Annotated in this window: 19 protein-coding genes; 10 read left to right on the top strand and 9 right to left on the bottom strand. The window is 61.6% G+C overall.

The window, feature by feature from the left end:
* Positions 1-124: 124 nt before the first annotated feature.
* Positions 125-1,159 carry a type IV pilus twitching motility protein PilT gene (locus C4J88_RS25505; RefSeq protein WP_124408419.1) on the bottom strand — a complete coding sequence of 345 codons (1,035 nt, stop codon included), beginning with the start codon at positions 1,157-1,159 and terminating at the stop codon, positions 125-127.
* A 57-nt stretch (positions 1,160-1,216) separates the two neighbouring features.
* On the opposite strand from C4J88_RS25505, the gene C4J88_RS25510 reads away from it, so the two are divergent.
* From C4J88_RS25510 to C4J88_RS25550, 9 genes are all read left to right on the top strand, one after another.
* Positions 1,217-1,903 carry a YggS family pyridoxal phosphate-dependent enzyme gene (locus C4J88_RS25510; protein ID WP_124408420.1) on the top strand — a complete coding sequence of 229 codons (687 nt, stop codon included), beginning with the start codon at positions 1,217-1,219 and terminating at the stop codon, positions 1,901-1,903.
* 33 nt (positions 1,904-1,936) lie between these two features.
* Positions 1,937-2,755, top strand: a complete 819-nt coding sequence (proC, locus tag C4J88_RS25515; protein ID WP_124408421.1) for a pyrroline-5-carboxylate reductase — start codon at positions 1,937-1,939, stop codon at positions 2,753-2,755.
* A gap of 25 nt (positions 2,756-2,780) precedes the next feature.
* Complete coding sequence (locus C4J88_RS25520; RefSeq protein ID WP_124364807.1) at positions 2,781-3,368, top strand: YggT family protein; 588 nt, start codon at positions 2,781-2,783, stop codon at positions 3,366-3,368.
* A gap of 310 nt (positions 3,369-3,678) precedes the next feature.
* On the top strand, positions 3,679-4,818 hold the full coding sequence (locus C4J88_RS25525) for a homoserine O-acetyltransferase (protein WP_124408422.1): 1,140 nt from the start codon (positions 3,679-3,681) through the stop codon (positions 4,816-4,818).
* A 7-nt stretch (positions 4,819-4,825) separates the two neighbouring features.
* Entirely contained in the window at positions 4,826-5,446 is a 621-nt protein-coding gene (gene metW, locus C4J88_RS25530; protein WP_124364809.1) for a methionine biosynthesis protein MetW, read from the top strand.
* A 21-nt stretch (positions 5,447-5,467) separates the two neighbouring features.
* On the top strand, positions 5,468-5,902 hold the full coding sequence (locus C4J88_RS25535; protein WP_124372171.1) for a DUF4426 domain-containing protein: 435 nt from the start codon (positions 5,468-5,470) through the stop codon (positions 5,900-5,902).
* Positions 5,899-6,495, top strand: a complete 597-nt coding sequence (gene rdgB / locus C4J88_RS25540) for an RdgB/HAM1 family non-canonical purine NTP pyrophosphatase (RefSeq protein ID WP_164487752.1) — start codon at positions 5,899-5,901, stop codon at positions 6,493-6,495. Before C4J88_RS25535 ends, rdgB begins: the two co-directional genes overlap by 4 nt.
* Positions 6,492-7,694, top strand: coding sequence for a radical SAM family heme chaperone HemW (gene hemW, locus C4J88_RS25545; protein ID WP_124408424.1), 1,203 nt, complete (start codon positions 6,492-6,494; stop codon positions 7,692-7,694). The genes rdgB and hemW overlap by 4 nt, the downstream gene beginning before the upstream one ends.
* Positions 7,695-7,713: 19 nt before the next feature.
* The gene (locus C4J88_RS25550) at positions 7,714-8,037 is read left to right on the top strand and encodes a DUF3392 domain-containing protein (protein WP_016972961.1); all 324 of its coding nucleotides are present in this window, start codon (positions 7,714-7,716) and stop codon (positions 8,035-8,037) included.
* A 142-nt stretch (positions 8,038-8,179) separates the two neighbouring features.
* On the opposite strand, the gene trmB is transcribed toward C4J88_RS25550, so the two are convergent.
* From trmB to C4J88_RS25570, 4 genes are all read right to left on the bottom strand, one after another.
* Positions 8,180-8,905 carry a tRNA (guanosine(46)-N7)-methyltransferase TrmB gene (gene trmB / locus C4J88_RS25555; protein WP_124408425.1) on the bottom strand — a complete coding sequence of 242 codons (726 nt, stop codon included), beginning with the start codon at positions 8,903-8,905 and terminating at the stop codon, positions 8,180-8,182.
* 9 nt (positions 8,906-8,914) lie between these two features.
* The gene (locus tag C4J88_RS25560) at positions 8,915-9,709 is read right to left on the bottom strand and encodes a thiazole synthase (protein WP_124364814.1); all 795 of its coding nucleotides are present in this window, start codon (positions 9,707-9,709) and stop codon (positions 8,915-8,917) included.
* A 54-nt stretch (positions 9,710-9,763) separates the two neighbouring features.
* A complete protein-coding gene (thiS, locus tag C4J88_RS25565; RefSeq protein WP_124408426.1) occupies positions 9,764-9,964 on the bottom strand; it encodes a sulfur carrier protein ThiS in 201 nt (66 codons plus the stop codon).
* A gap of 71 nt (positions 9,965-10,035) precedes the next feature.
* On the bottom strand, positions 10,036-10,416 hold the full coding sequence (locus C4J88_RS25570; protein ID WP_124364815.1) for a DUF423 domain-containing protein: 381 nt from the start codon (positions 10,414-10,416) through the stop codon (positions 10,036-10,038).
* A gap of 74 nt (positions 10,417-10,490) precedes the next feature.
* On the opposite strand from C4J88_RS25570, the gene mtgA reads away from it, so the two are divergent.
* Entirely contained in the window at positions 10,491-11,213 is a 723-nt protein-coding gene (gene mtgA, locus C4J88_RS25575) for a monofunctional biosynthetic peptidoglycan transglycosylase (RefSeq protein ID WP_124408427.1), read from the top strand.
* A 123-nt stretch (positions 11,214-11,336) separates the two neighbouring features.
* Here the strand turns inward: mtgA and rpoH are convergent, their stop codons facing one another.
* The 4 genes from rpoH to ftsY all read right to left on the bottom strand — a co-directional run bounded on the left by rpoH (position 11,337) and on the right by ftsY (position 15,382).
* Positions 11,337-12,191: an RNA polymerase sigma factor RpoH gene (gene rpoH / locus C4J88_RS25580; protein ID WP_003176698.1), complete on the bottom strand. Its 855-nt coding sequence runs from the start codon at positions 12,189-12,191 to the stop codon at positions 11,337-11,339.
* A gap of 130 nt (positions 12,192-12,321) precedes the next feature.
* The gene (ftsX, locus tag C4J88_RS25585; RefSeq protein ID WP_124408428.1) at positions 12,322-13,344 is read right to left on the bottom strand and encodes a permease-like cell division protein FtsX; all 1,023 of its coding nucleotides are present in this window, start codon (positions 13,342-13,344) and stop codon (positions 12,322-12,324) included.
* Positions 13,341-14,012 (bottom strand): cell division ATP-binding protein FtsE, encoded by a 672-nt coding sequence (gene ftsE, locus C4J88_RS25590; RefSeq protein ID WP_003213784.1) that lies wholly within the window; start codon positions 14,010-14,012, stop codon positions 13,341-13,343. Before ftsE ends, ftsX begins: the two co-directional genes overlap by 4 nt.
* Complete coding sequence (gene ftsY, locus C4J88_RS25595; RefSeq protein WP_124408429.1) at positions 14,009-15,382, bottom strand: signal recognition particle-docking protein FtsY; 1,374 nt, start codon at positions 15,380-15,382, stop codon at positions 14,009-14,011. Before ftsY ends, ftsE begins: the two co-directional genes overlap by 4 nt.
* Positions 15,383-15,396: the final 14 nt, after the last annotated feature.

Below are 15,396 nucleotides of genomic sequence, written 5' to 3' on the forward strand. Positions count from 1 at the left end.
ATGCAGTCAATGTGGGAGGGGGCTTGCTCCCGATAGCAGAATGTCATTCAACAGATTTGTTGGCTGATCAACCGCTATCGGGAGCAAGCCCCCTCCCACATTTGGTTTCATTGTTTGCTGAATCTCATATGTCTCCTGGCACCCTCGCCTTTTCCCGTGCGTCGTCCCGACTGATCACGCCCTGCGCGACCAACGCCTTCAAACTCATATCCAGCGTTTTCATCCCCACTGCCCCACCGGTCTGGATGGCCGAGACCATCTGCGCCACCTTGTCTTCGCGGATCAGATTACGAATGGCCGGCGTGCCCAGCATGATCTCGTGAGCCGCTACCCGTCCTCCGCCGACCTTCTTCACCAGCACTTGGGAAACCACCGCCTGCAGCGACTCCGACAGCATCGAGCGGACCATGGCCTTTTCCCCGGCCGGGAACACGTCCACCAGCCGGTCTACCGTCTTTGCCGCCGAGGTGGTGTGCAAGGTGCCAAATACCAGATGGCCGGTCTCAGCGGCCGTCAGCGCCAGGCGGATGGTTTCCAGGTCGCGCAGCTCGCCCACCAGGATCACATCCGGGTCTTCGCGTAGCGCCGAGCGCAGGGCCACCGAAAAGCTGTGGGTATCGCGATGCACCTGGCGCTGGTTGATCAACGCCATTTTCGGCCTGTGGATAAATTCAATGGGGTCTTCCAGCGTGAGGATGTGCTGGCGCCGATGCCGATTCAGGTAATCGATCATCGCCGCCAACGTGGTGGACTTGCCCGACCCGGTGGGCCCGGTCACCAGCACCAGGCCACGGGGTAACAGCGCGATACGCTGGAACACCTCGCCCAAGCCAAGGCTTTCCAGGCTCTGGATGTCGGTGGGGATGGTGCGAAACACCGCGCCAACGCCACGCGCCTGCTGGAACACATTCGCGCGAAAGCGCGCCACGCCAGGCAGCTCGAACGCAAAATCCGTTTCAAGAGATGTTTCGAAATCCTTTTGTTGGTATTGGTTGAGCAAAGGGCTGAGTAAATCCGCCACTTGCGTGCCGGCCAGTATCGGGCTGTCCAGCGGCCAGACCTCGCCATCGATGCGCAGCATCGGCGCCAGGCCGGCCGACAAACGCAGGTCGGAGGCGCCTCGGCGCACGCTGGCCGTCAGTAATTCAGTGATATCCATAGGGCTTTCCATTTCCAGTAGAATGCCGCGGACTCCATATCCACGGGCGCAACTTGAATGTCGACGATAGCAGACAACATCGGCCTGGTTAGCCAGCGCATCCGCGCCGCCGCCGACGCCGTGCAGCGTGACGCAAGCAGCATCCACCTGCTGGCCGTGAGCAAGACCAAACCGGCGCAAGCCGTGCGCGAAGCCTTTGCCGCCGGGATGCATGACTTTGGTGAAAACTATCTGCAGGAAGCCCTGGGCAAACAGGCCGAATTAACCGACCTGCCCTTGAGTTGGCACTTCATCGGCCCCATTCAATCGAACAAGACTCGCGCAATCGCCGAGAACTTCGCTTGGGTGCATTCCGTGGACCGCCTGAAAATCGCACAACGTCTGTCCGAACAACGCCCTGCCGACCTGCCGGCGTTGAATATCTGCATCCAGGTCAACGTCAGTGGCGAAGCCAGCAAGTCCGGCTGTACGCCCGCCGACCTGCCGGCCCTGGCCAACGCCATCAGCGCCCTGCCGCGCCTGAAGCTGCGGGGCCTGATGGCGATCCCCGAGCCGACTGACGATCGCGCGGCGCAGGATGCGGCGTTCGCCACGGTGCGCGAGCTGCAAGCCAGCCTGAACCTGCCACTCGACTCACTTTCCATGGGCATGAGCCACGACCTCGAGTCGGCCATCGCTCAAGGCGCCACCTGGGTGCGGATCGGTACCGCGCTGTTTGGCGCCCGCGACTACGGCCAGCCGTGAAATGGCTGACGTTCATCTAGCTAAGGACCTGTCATGAAAGACATGCGTATTGCCTTTATCGGCGCCGGTAACATGGCAGCCAGCCTGATCGGCGGCCTGCGGGCCAAGGGTCTGGACGCTGTGCAGATTCGCGCCAGCGATCCCGGTGCCGAAACCCGCGCCCGCGTCAGCGCCGAACACGGCATTGAAACCTTTGCCGACAACGCCGAAGCCACCCAGGGCGTCGACGTCATTGTGCTGGCGGTCAAGCCCCAGGCCATGAAGGCCGTGTGCGAAAGCCTGCGCCCGAGCCTGCAGGCGCATCAGCTGGTGGTGTCCATCGCCGCCGGCATCACCTGCGCCAGCATGAACACCTGGCTTGGCGCCCAGCCGATCGTACGGTGCATGCCGAATACGCCGTCCTTGTTGCGTCAGGGCGTGAGCGGTTTGTACGCCACCGCCGACGTCAGCGCCGCACAGCGTGACCAGGCCCAGCAACTGTTATCCGCCGTGGGCATCGCCCTGTGGCTGGAGCAGGAGCAGCAACTGGACGCGGTCACCGCCGTTTCCGGCAGCGGCCCGGCGTACTTCTTCCTGTTGATCGAAGCCATGACCGCCGCCGGCGTGAAACTGGGCCTGCCTACCGACGTTGCCGAGCAACTGGCCGAGCAAACCGCCCTGGGCGCCGCGAAGATGGCGGTGACCAGCGAGGTGGATGCGGCCGAGCTGCGCCGTCGCGTCACGTCCCCGGGCGGCACCACCCATGCCGCCATCGAATCATTCCAGGCCGGCGGCTTTGAGGCCCTGGTGGAAAAAGCACTGGGTGCTGCGGCACACCGTTCCGCCGAAATGGCTGAGCAACTGGGCAAATAGTCGTCACTTACCAAGGTAAACAAACATGCTCGGAATCAATGACGCTGCCATCTTCATCATCCAGACCCTGGGCAGCCTGTACCTGCTGATTGTGCTGATGCGCTTTATCCTGCAACTGGTGCGGGCGAACTTCTACAACCCGTTGTGCCAGTTCGTGGTCAAGGCCACCCAACCGCTGCTCAAGCCGCTGCGCCGGGTGATCCCGAGCCTGTTCGGGCTGGACATGTCGTCGCTGGTACTGGCACTGCTGCTGCAGATCCTGCTGTTCGTGGTGATCCTGATGCTCAATGGCTACCAGGCCTTCACGGTGCTGCTGTTGCCATGGGCGCTGATCGGTATTTTCTCGCTGTTTTTGAAGATCATCTTCTGGTCGATGATCATCAGCGTGATCCTCTCGTGGGTCGCCCCCGGCAGCCGCAGTCCGGGCGCCGAGCTGGTCTACCAGATCACCGAACCGGTGCTGGCGCCGTTCCGTCGCCTGATCCCCAACCTGGGCGGCCTGGATATTTCGCCGATCTTCGCGTTTATCGCGATCCAGCTGATTCAAAGCTGGGTGATTCCACGCCTGGCGTTCTATGCGTTCATGCCTAAAGAACTATTCGGCCTGATCTGACAATACGCTGGAAAATGTGGGAGGGGGCTTGCCCTAATGCCAGTCAGTTAAGGACGAACACTGTACCTGTGGCGAGGGAGCTTGCTCCCGCTGGGCCGCGAAGCGGCCCCAAAAATGGGACTGCTGCGCAGTCCAGCGGGAGCAAGCTCCCTCGCCACAGGTTACTTTTTACCCTTTCTACTTCTTAACTGACTGGCATTAGGGCAAGCCCCCTCCCACATTTTGTATCTGTGTACCGGCGCAGGCCTTTGCTTGCCGCTGGGTCCAGCGGTCTTTAGACTTACGCCTCATTTAAACGAGAGCAGGGTCGATGCCAACTGCCTTCCCCCCCGATTCCGTTGGACTGGTCGTGCCCCAAATGGCGCACTTCAGCGAACCCTTGGCCCTGGCCTGCGGTCGTTCGCTGCCCGCCTACGACTTGATCTACGAAACCTACGGCCAACTCAACGCCACGGCGAGCAACGCCGTGCTGATCTGCCACGCCTTGTCCGGCCACCATCACGCTGCGGGTTTCCACAGCGTCGACGAGCGCAAGCCCGGCTGGTGGGACAGCTGCATCGGCCCCGGCAAGCCCATCGACACCAACAAGTTCTTCGTGGTCAGCCTGAACAACCTCGGCGGCTGCAACGGTTCCACCGGCCCCAGCAGCCTCAACCCGGAGACCGGCAAGCCCTTCGGCGCCGACTTCCCGGTACTCACCGTGGAAGACTGGGTGCACAGCCAGGCGCGCCTCGCCGACCGGCTGGGCATCAGCCAATGGGCGGCCGTGATCGGTGGCAGCCTGGGCGGCATGCAAGCCCTGCAATGGACCATCACCTACCCGGATCGCGTGCGCCACTGCCTCGCGATCGCCTCGGCGCCCAAGTTGTCGGCGCAGAACATTGCCTTCAACGAAGTGGCGCGCCAGGCCATCCTCACCGACCCGGAGTTCCACGGTGGTTCGTTCCAGGAAGCGGGGGTGATCCCCAAGCGTGGCCTGATGCTGGCGCGGATGGTAGGGCACATCACCTACCTGTCCGATGATTCCATGGGCGAGAAATTCGGCCGTGGCCTCAAGAGCGAGAAGCTCAACTACGACTTCCACAGCGTCGAGTTCCAGGTGGAAAGCTACCTGCGTTATCAGGGCGAGGAGTTCTCCGGGCGTTTCGACGCCAACACCTACCTGCTGATGACCAAGGCGCTGGACTACTTCGACCCGGCCGCGAACTTCAATGACGACCTGGCGAAAACCTTCGAGCAGGCCACGGCCAAGTTCTGCGTGATGTCGTTCACCACCGACTGGCGCTTCTCGCCGGCGCGCTCCCGCGAGCTGGTGGACGCCCTGATGGCTGCACGCAAAGACGTCTGCTACCTGGAGATCGATGCACCGCAAGGCCACGACGCCTTCCTGATTCCGATTCCCCGTTATCTGCAGGCGTTCAGTAACTACATGAACCGTATTGCACTGTGAGAACGCCATGAGAGCCGACCTGGAAATCATCCAAGACTGGATCCCCGCCGGCAGCCGCGTGCTCGACCTGGGCTGCGGTGATGGCGAGCTGCTGAGCTGGCTGCGCGACAACAAGCAAGTCACCGGCTACGGCCTGGAAAACGACCCGGACAACATCGCCCAGTGCGTGGCCAAGGGCATCAACGTGATCGAGCAGGACCTGGACAAGGGCCTGGGCAACTTTGCCAGCGACAGCTTCGACATCGTGGTGATGACCCAGGCCCTGCAAGCGGTGCACTACCCGGACCGTATCCTCGACGAAATGCTGCGCGTCGGCCGCCAGTGCATCATCACCTTCCCCAACTTCGGGCACTGGCGCTGCCGCTGGTACCTGGCCACCAAGGGCCGCATGCCGGTGTCGGACTTCCTGCCGTACACCTGGTACAACACGCCGAATATCCACTTCTGCACCTTCGAAGACTTCGAGGCCCTGTGTGGCGAGCGTGAGGCCAAGGTGATCAACCGCCTTGCCGTCGATCAACAACATCGCCACGGCTGGGCGAGTAAGCTATGGCCCAACCTGTTGGGCGAAATCGGTATCTACCGGGTCAGCAGCCCTGGCCTGACCGACCACAAGATTGCCGTCTAATCATTATCAAGAGGGACGCTCATGAGTCGTTTGGCTGTTTTTCTCCTGACCGCCTGCCTGGGCGCCAGCGCCATGGCTGCGGACGCTATCGACGCTAACCGCAAGAAAGACTTCGGCGATATCACCGTTCACTACAACACCTTCACTTCAAGCTTCCTGTCGCCGGAGACCGCCCAGAAGGTCGGCGTGGTGCGCAGCAAGGACAAGGGCTTGATCAATGTGACCGTGATCAAGGGCGTAACCCCCGTCGCCGCCCAAGTGACCGGCACCATCAAGGATTTGGGCGGCAAGAGCGAAATCCTGACGTTCAAGCAGATCGAAGAGAAAGGCGGTGTCAGCTACCTTGCGCCTTACTCCGTGACCCAGCGGGAATACAAGACGTTTACCATCAATGTTGAAACCGGCGGCAAAGCCCATGGTTTCCAATTCAACCAAGAACTGTTTCCGGCCGACTGATGAACCTCACTCAACTCGTACTCGCCAGCCATAACGCCGGCAAACTCAAAGAATTGCAGGCCATGCTCGGTGACGCGGTGAAGCTGCGCTCGATCGGTGAGTTCAGCAAGGTCGAGCCGGAAGAAACCGGCCTGTCATTTGTCGAGAACGCCATCCTCAAGGCGCGCAATGCCGCGCGTCTCTCGGGCCTGCCGGCCTTGGCGGACGATTCGGGCCTGGCGGTGGACTACCTCGGTGGCGCACCGGGCATCTATTCGGCGCGTTATGCCGACGGCAAGGGCGATGCGGCCAATAACGCCAAGCTGCTGGAAGCGCTCAAGGATGTGCCGGACGCGATGCGCGGTGCGCAGTTCGTCTGTGTGCTGGCATTGGTGCGCCACGCCGATGACCCCTTGCCGATCCTCTGCGAAGGCTTGTGGCACGGGCGCATCCTGCATGCAGCCAGCGGTGAGCATGGCTTTGGCTACGATCCGCTGTTCTGGGTGCCGGAGCGCAATGTCTCCAGCGCCGAACTGAGCCCGGCCGACAAGAACCAGATCAGCCACCGCGCCCGCGCAATGGATTTGCTGCGCCAACGCCTGAGCCTGAAATGACCCACCACACCCAGGCGCTGCCACTGATCCACGGCGGCGCGCAAACACCCCGGTCGGCGTTGCCTGTGCTGCCGCCCCTGGCGCTGTACATCCACATCCCGTGGTGCGTGCGCAAATGCCCTTATTGCGACTTCAACTCCCATACCGCAAGCACCGTGCTGCCGGAAGAAGCGTATGTGGACGCCTTGCTGGCGGATCTGGACCAGGACCTGCACGCCGTTCATGGCCGCAAACTGAGCTCGATCTTCTTTGGCGGCGGCACCCCGAGCCTGTTCAGCGCCGCCGCGTTGGGGCGGCTGCTCGAAGGGGTGCAAGCGCGCATCGCGTTTGCCGACGACATCGAAATCACCCTGGAAGCCAATCCTGGCACCTTCGAACAAGAGAAGTTCTTGGCGTACCGCAAGCTGGGGATCAATCGCCTGTCCATCGGCATCCAGAGCTTCCAGCAGGCCAAGCTCGAAGCCCTGGGCCGCATCCACAACGGCGATGAAGCCATTCGCGCTGCGGGTATGGCGCGCCAGGCCGGGTTCGATAACTTCAACCTGGACCTGATGCACGGCTTGCCCGATCAGTCCCTGGACGACGCCCTGGCCGATCTTCGCCAAGCCATAGCATTAAAGCCGACGCACCTGTCCTGGTACCAGCTGACCCTGGAACCCAACACGGTGTTCTGGAACCAGCCCCCTGCGCTGCCGGAAGACGACACCCTGTGGGATATCCAGGAAGCCGGCCAGGCGCTGCTCGCCGAGCACGGCTACACACAATATGAAGTGTCGGCCTATGCCCAACCCGGTCGACCGGCGCGGCATAACCTCAATTACTGGAGCTTTGGCGACTTCATCGGTATCGGCGCGGGCGCCCACGGCAAGCTCAGCCATCCGGACGGGCGCATCGTGCGCACCTGGAAAACCCGCGCACCGAAGGACTACCTCAACCCGGCCAAAAGCTTCCAGGCGGGGGCCAAAGAACTGACCAATGAAGAGCTGCCGTTCGAGTTCCTGATGAACGCCCTGCGCCTCACCGAAGGCGTAGACGCCAGGCTATACACCGAGCGCACCGGCCTTGACCTGGCGAGCCTCGCCGAAGGCCGCCGCGAGGCAGAACAAAGTGGCTTAATGCAGGTCGAACCGTCACGCCTGGCGGCGACCGACCGCGGGCAACTCTTTCTCAATGACCTATTGCAGACGTTTTTGAGCTGATCGCTCTTAAGGAAATCGAATGGATTTGGTACTCGACCTGCTCGCCACCGTATCCCGCTGGAGCCGTAGCAACCTGTCGGAAATCTCCCTGGCGCTGGTCGGCTGTTTGCTGGTGCTGTTCGGCGCTGACATCAAGGGCTGGGTCGAAGCCCGCCTGGGCAGCATCGCCGGCGCGTTGCGCGTCCCCCTGATGGCGTTGGTGTGCATGATCGGCAGCGGCGCGGCGCTGATCTACGCCACGCCTTGGATCGTGCGGGGGCTGAGCCAGTTCAATAACTACAGCCTCGCGCCGGTGCTGGTGGTGGTGCTGGTGTTGATTGGCGTCGTCGCCGACCGCCGCTGACCGCAAACCCAACACAAAACAAATGTGGGAGGGGGCTTGCCCCCGATGGCAGGGTGTCAGACAACACATGTTTGGCTGACCCACCGCTATCGGGGGCAAGCCCCCTCCCACATTTTTACTGCATTTCAACGTTGCAGGCGGGTTACGCCAGCTTCTCGAACTTCAAATCCCACACGCCATGCCCCAACTTCTCGCCACGGCGTTCGAACTTGGTGACTGGGCGCTCTGCCGGGCGCGGTACGCATTTGCCGTCTTCGGCCAGGTTGCGGTAGCCGGGGGCGACGTTCATCACGTCCAGCATGTATTCGGCATAGGGCTCCCAGTCGGTGGCCATGTGCAGGATGCCCCCCACTTTCAGCTTGCTGCGCACCAGTTCCGCGAAGGACGCCTGGACGATGCGACGCTTATGGTGACGGGCTTTGTGCCATGGGTCGGGGAAGAACAGCATAAGCCGGTCGAGGCTGTTGTCGGCAATGCAGCGGTTGAGCACTTCAATCGCGTCGCAGTCGTAGACCCGCAGATTGGTCAGGCCCTGGGTCAGCACGCCGTTCAACAGCGCCCCGACACCTGGGCGGTGCACTTCTACACCGATGAAATCCTGGTCCGGCGCGGCCGCCGCCATTTCCAGCAGGGAATGGCCCATGCCGAAGCCGATTTCCAGGGAACGCGGGGCCGAGCGACCGAACACCTGGTCGAAGTCCACCGGCGCATCGGCCAGGGGCAACACGAACAGCGACGTGCCTTGGTTCAGGCCTTTTTGCTGGCCTTCGGTCATGCGCCCGGCGCGCATCACGAAGCTCTTGATGCGGCGGTGCTTGGACTCGTCGCCTGCTTCCACGGGGTTCGGCGTTTCGTTTGATTCAGTCATCAATAGCTCTTACTTGATCAGGCCATCCAGCGGCGAAGAGGCGCTGGCATAGAGTTTTTTCGGCATGCGCCCGGCGAGGTAGGCCAGGCGGCCCGCGACGATTGCGTGTTGCATGGCTTCGGCCATCATGATCGGTTGCTGGGCATGGGCAATGGCCGAGTTCATCAGCACCGCGTCGCAGCCCAGCTCCATGGCGATGGTAGCGTCGGAGGCAGTGCCCACGCCCGCATCCACCAGCACCGGGATCCTGGCTTCTTCAAGGATGATCTGCAGGTTGTAAGGGTTGCAGATCCCCAGGCCGGAGCCGATCAGGCCAGCCAGTGGCATCACCGCGATGCAGCCGATTTCCGCCAGCTGGCGGGCGATGATCGGGTCATCGCTGGTGTAGACCATCACGTCAAAGCCTTCCTTGACCAGGGTTTCGGCGGCCTTGAGGGTTTCGATCACGTTGGGGAACAGGGTTTTCTGGTCGGCCAGCACTTCCAACTTCACCAGGTTGTGGCCGTCGAGCAGCTCACGGGCCAGGCGGCAGGTGCGCACGGCTTCGATGGCGTCAAAGCAGCCAGCGGTGTTCGGCAGGAAGGTGTAGCGGTCCGGCGACAGCACTTCGAGCAGGTTCGGCTCGCCCTCGATCTGGCCGAGGTTGGTGCGACGTACGGCGAAGGTAACGATTTCGGCGCCCGAGGCTTCGATGGCCAGACGGGTTTCTTCCATGTCGCGGTACTTGCCGGTGCCGACCAGCAGACGGGACTGGTAGGTACGACCGGCCAGGACGAAAGGCTTGTCGCTACGAACGATGCTCATGGGAAATCCTCGTAATGGGGTGAGGTTCTGCAGAATGCGTTACGGCCGGGGCGACTAGCCGCCGCCGATGGCGTGCACCACTTCGACACGGTCACCTTCGCTGAGCGTGGTGCCTTCGTGCTGGCTGCGCGGGACGATATCCAGATTGAGCTCCACTGCGACACGGCGCCCGGTGAGGTCCAGGCGGGTCAGCAGGGCCGCGACGGTTTCACCGTCGGGCAGTTCAAGGTGTTCGCCGTTCAACTGAATGCGCATGCCACGGGCCGCCATCGTTTTTAGGGGCCGGCATTCTAACGCGATTGGGCGCTGAAGGTCAGCTTCAAGCGTCAAGCGGTCAGTTGCAGGCGCCAGGCGAGCAAGCCGAGGAAAAACCAGCCGAGCAGAAACGCCAGCCCGCCGAACGGCGTGATGATCCCGAGTTTGCTGATGCCGGTCAGGGTCAACAGATACAGGCTGCCGGAGAACAGCACGATGCCGACCACAAATGAAATGCCCGCCCAGGTGACCAGTCGGCCAGGAATATGCGCGGCCAGCAGCGCCACGCCAAACAACGCCAGGGTGTGCACCAGTTGGTACGTCACGCCGGTGTGGAAGATCGCCAGGTAGTCGGCGCTCAGACGGTTTTTCAGGCCATGGGCGGCGAACGCGCCGAGGGCGACGCCGGTAAAGCCAAAAAAGGCAGCCAGCATCAGAAAGCTACGCAGCATGAGGAACTCCAGTCAGACTCATCGGGCAGGGTCTGTATAATGGCCCGCTCAACGGGTTCGGCCAAGCCATCTCTATGCTGCGTGTCCTCATCAATCGCTTTCTCAACGTCGTGAAATGGTTCGCCATCGGCAGTGTGCTGCTGGTGCTGCTGTTTCGCGTCGTACCGCCGCCGTTCACTGCGCTGATGTTGGAGCGCAAGGTCGAATCCTGGATCGACGGCGAACCTATTGACCTGCAGCGCAGCTGGGTGGCGTGGGACGAGATTTCCGACGACCTCAAAGTGGCGGTGATGGCCGGTGAAGACCAGCGTTTCCCGCAGCACTGGGGCTTCGACTTTGGCGCGATTCAGGCGGCGATCGTGCATAACGAGCGCGGCGGCACGATTCGCGGCGCCAGCACCTTGAGCCAGCAGGTGTCGAAAAACCTGTTCCTGTGGACCGGCCGCAGCTATCTGCGCAAGGGCCTGGAAGCTTGGTTTACCGGGTTGATCGAAGTGCTGTGGCCCAAGCAGCGCATCCTTGAGGTGTACCTCAACAGCGTGGAGTGGGACGAGGGTGTGTTCGGTGCAGAAGCAGCGGCGCGGCATCATTTTGGAGTAAGCGCCAAAGGGCTGTCGCGTCAGCAGGCCAGCTACCTGGCGGCGGTGTTGCCGAACCCACGGGTGTGGAGTGCCAGCCATCCAACCGCCTATGTGGCGCGGCGCGCGGCGTGGATTCGCCAGCAGATGAGTCAGTTGGGTGGCGAGGGTTATCTGGTCGAGTTGAACAACTCCCGCAAGGCTCCCTGGTCCAACTGACACAATACAAAACAACTGTGGGAGGGGGCTTGCTCCCGATAGCGGTGCATCAGTCACTCATATGTCGACTGACACTCTGCTATCGGGAGCAAGCCCCCTCCCACATTTTGACCGCGTCGCTGATTAGGCGGCGATCGACAGCTTCAGCTTGTTCATCGCGCTTTTCTCAAGCTGACGAATCCGCTCGGCCGACACGTTGTACTTCTGCGCCAGGTCGTGCAGCGTGGCTTTTTCTTCCGCCAGCCAGCGCTGGTAGAGAATGTCACGGCTGCGGTCGTCCAGCACTTCCAGCGCTTCGTGCAGGTTGTGATTGGAGTTGTCGCTCCAGTCGGCGTCTTCCAGTTGACGCGCCGGGTCGTACCGGTGGTCTTCCAGATAGTTGGCCGGCGATTGGAAGGCGCTGTCGTCGTCTGCTTCGGCAGCCGGATCGAAGGCCATATCATGGCCGGTCAGACGACTTTCCATCTCGCGCACTTCACGAGGCTCCACGCCGAGGCTTTCGGCCACGCGGTGGACTTCCTCGTTGTTCAGCCACGCCAGACGTTTCTTCTGGCTGCGCAGGTTGAAGAACAGCTTGCGCTGGGCCTTGGTGGTCGCGACTTTCACGATGCGCCAGTTGCGCAGGATGAACTCGTGGATTTCCGCCTTGATCCAGTGCACGGCGAACGACACCAGGCGCACACCCATTTCCGGGTTGAAACGCTTCACCGCCTTCATCAGGCCAACGTTGCCTTCCTGAATCAGGTCAGCCTGGGCCAGGCCGTAGCCGCTATAGCTACGGGCGATATGTACGACAAAACGCAGGTGGGCGAGCACCATCTGCCGAGCCGCCCCCAAATCCTGCTCATAGTAGAGACTCTCGGCCAGTTCACGCTCCTGCTCGGGCGTCAGCAAGGGAATGCTGTTTACCGTGTGCACATAGGCTTCCAGGTTCGCACCCGGGACCAAGGCATAAGCAGGTTGCAAAGAAGTGGTCATACGAAAAAACCTCCGACTCACATAACTCGTGCAGTTCAGCACTGCGAAAATTGACCGGGGAACCGTAGGACAAGTTCCCTAAACTGCTGACAAGGTCAATACAAACGAAACTACATTACCCTGACATTAACTACTTCGGTGCCAGCTCACGTAAGTGCCGTGCCACCGCAATCCACGCACCGATATACCCCAACAATACCGCGCCAAGCAAGAGGCTCAGACCATCGGCTACCGGCACCCCTGCCAGGGCAAAATCGCTGCCGTACAAGCCGGCAAGCCCGATAACTGCATCGTTCAGCCAGTCCAGGCCAAAAGCCAACACGCCCCAGGACAAAATCCCGGCACCAAAGCCATAAAGCGCGCCCATGTACAGAAAAGGACGACGCACATAGCTGTCCGTGCCGCCGACCAGTTTAATCACTTCTATCTCGGTGCGGCGGTTTTCAATATGAAGACGAATGGTATTACCTATCACCAAAAGTAATGCAGACACCAACAGCACCGTCAAACCGAACACGAAGCGGTCGCCCAGCTTGAGGATCGCGGCCAGGCGCTCTACCCAGACTAGATCAAGTTGCGCTTGTTGCACCTTGGGCATCTCTGCGAGTTTTTGTCGCAGGGCTTCCAGGGCAGGCTTGTCTACTTCATTGGGCGTCACCAGCACCACGCCTGGCAGCGGGTTCTGCGGCAGTTCTTTAAGCGCCTCGCCCAGGCCGGATTGTTGCTGGAACTCTTCCAGCGCCTGATCGCGGCTGATGTATTCGGCATCCGCCACCCCTGGCAGGTTCTTGATCTCGTCGCGCAGGCCCTCGCCGTCCTTGGCGCTGGCGTCGAGGTTCAGATACAGGGAAATCTGCGCCGCGCGCTGCCAGGAACCGCCCAGGCGCTCCACATTATTGAGCAGCAACGACAAGCCCATTGGCAGGCTCAGGGCCACGGCCATCACCAGGCAGGTGAAAAAGCTGCCGATCGGCTGCTTGCCCAGGCGACGCAGGCTGTCGAGCAGGCTGGCGCGGTGGCTTTCGATCCAGGCACGCAACAGGGTGCCAAAGTCCGGGCCGTCGTCTTCGTCGTGTTTTTTCTTTTTCGGTTGCGGGTCGGCCGGTTTCGGCGCCACGCGTTCGGATACTTTAGGGCTGCGTGTTGCACTCATACGCCAGCCTCCCCGTCGCCGATCAGACGGCCGCGTTGCAGGGTCAGCATGCGATGGCGCATGCGCGCAATCAGCGCCAGGTCGTGGCTGGCGATCAACACGCTGGTGCCCAGCCGGTTGATGTCTTCGAACACCCCCATGATCTCGGCCGCCAAACGCGGGTCGAGGTTACCGGTGGGTTCATCCGCCAGCAGCAAGGCCGGGCGGTGGACGATGGCGCGCGCGATACCGACGCGCTGTTGCTGGCCGGTGGACAGGTCGCCGGGGTAGAGGTCGGTCTTGTCCGACAAGGCCACGCGCTCCAGGGCTGAATCCACCCGCTTGACGATCTCGGCCTTGGACAGCCCGAGAATCTGCAGGGGCAAGGCAATGTTGTTGAACACCGTGCGGTCGAACAGCAACTGGTGGTTTTGAAACACCACGCCGATCTGACGGCGCAGGAACGGAATCTGCGCATTGCTGATGGTGGCCAGGTCCTGTCCCGCCAGCAGCAGCTTGCCGGTGGTCGGGCGCTCCATGGCCAGCAGCAGGCGCAACAAGGTGCTCTTACCGGCGCCGGAATGCCCGGTCACGAACAAAAACTCGCCCCGCCGTACTCGAAAGCTCAGCTCATGCAAGCCCACATGCCCGTTGGCGTAGCGTTTACCGACCTGTTCGAATCGAATCATGAACGCTCCCGCTCGGCAAACAGTGCCTGTACAAAGGGTTCGGCTTCAAAGGTGCGCAGGTCGTCGATGCCTTCACCGACGCCGATATAACGAATCGGCAACCCGAACTGCTTGGCCAGGGCGAAAATCACACCGCCCTTGGCCGTGCCGTCGAGCTTAGTCAATGCCAGGCCGGTCAGTTGCACCGTCTGGTTGAATTGTTTGGCCTGACTGATGGCGTTCTGCCCGGTACCGGCGTCCAGCACCAGCAGCACCTCATGCGGAGCGTCGGCATCGAGCTTGCCGATCACGCGGCGGACTTTCTTCAGCTCTTCCATCAAATTGTCTTTGGTGTGCAGGCGGCCGGCGGTGTCGGCGATCAACACATCGATGTTCCGGGCCTTGGCTGCCTGCACGGCATCAAAGATCACCGACGCGGAGTCGGCACCGGTGTGCTGGGCGATCACCGGGATCTTGTTGCGCTCGCCCCACACCTGCAGTTGCTCGACGGCAGCGGCACGGAAGGTATCGCCGGCGGCGAGCATGACTTTCTTGCCTTCGGACTGCAGTTTTTTCGCCAGCTTGCCAATGGTGGTGGTCTTGCCGGCGCCGTTGACGCCTACCACCAGGATCACGAACGGCTTCTTCGGGGTGATCACCAGCGGCGCTTCAACGGGTTTAAGCATGGCGGCCAGCTCGGCCTGCAAGGATTTGTACAACGCGTCGGCGTCGGTCAGCTGCTTGCGGGCGACCTTCTGGGTCAGGCTCTGGATGATCACGGCGGTGGCTTCGACGCCTACGTCTGCGGTGAGCAGGCGGGTTTCGATGTCTTCCAGCAGCTCGTCATCGATGGTCTTCTTGCCGAGGAACAGGCTGGCCATGCCCTCGCCGATACTGGCGCTGGTTTTGCTCAGGCCTTGCTTGAGACGGGTGAAAAAGCCGGTTTTGCTGGTTTCAGCGGCCGGCTCTTCGATGACGGCAGGCGCGGGGGCTTCGACGGCAGGTGGCGGCGGGACGACTGTCGCTACGGGTTCAACCACCGTAGGAATAGGCGGCGCTACGTGCTCAACCTGCACATCTTCAACCAGCGCCACCGGCTCTTCAGCCATCGGCAGTGGCGGCCACGGCTTGTGCTCTGGCTCTGGCTCTGGCTCTGGCTCTGGCTCTGGCTCGACCGCAGGCTGCAGCACCGGCTCGGCCATCGGCAACACCGTCGGCGCCGGTGTTTCAACTACCGACTCGGCTTCTACTATAGGCTCAGGGATAGGTTCAGGTTGAACCTGTGGCTGTTCGACGACGGTTTCCTGCGGCTTTTTGCGCAGCCATCCGAACAGGCCTTTCTTCTCGCCAGCCGCAGCTGGGGTCTTCTTGTCGTCGTTGGAACCAAACATGGAGACGGCTATCT

The sequence above is a fragment of the Pseudomonas sp. R4-39-08 genome (assembly GCF_003852275.1).
In the GTDB taxonomy this organism is placed as follows: domain Bacteria; phylum Pseudomonadota; class Gammaproteobacteria; order Pseudomonadales; family Pseudomonadaceae; genus Aquipseudomonas.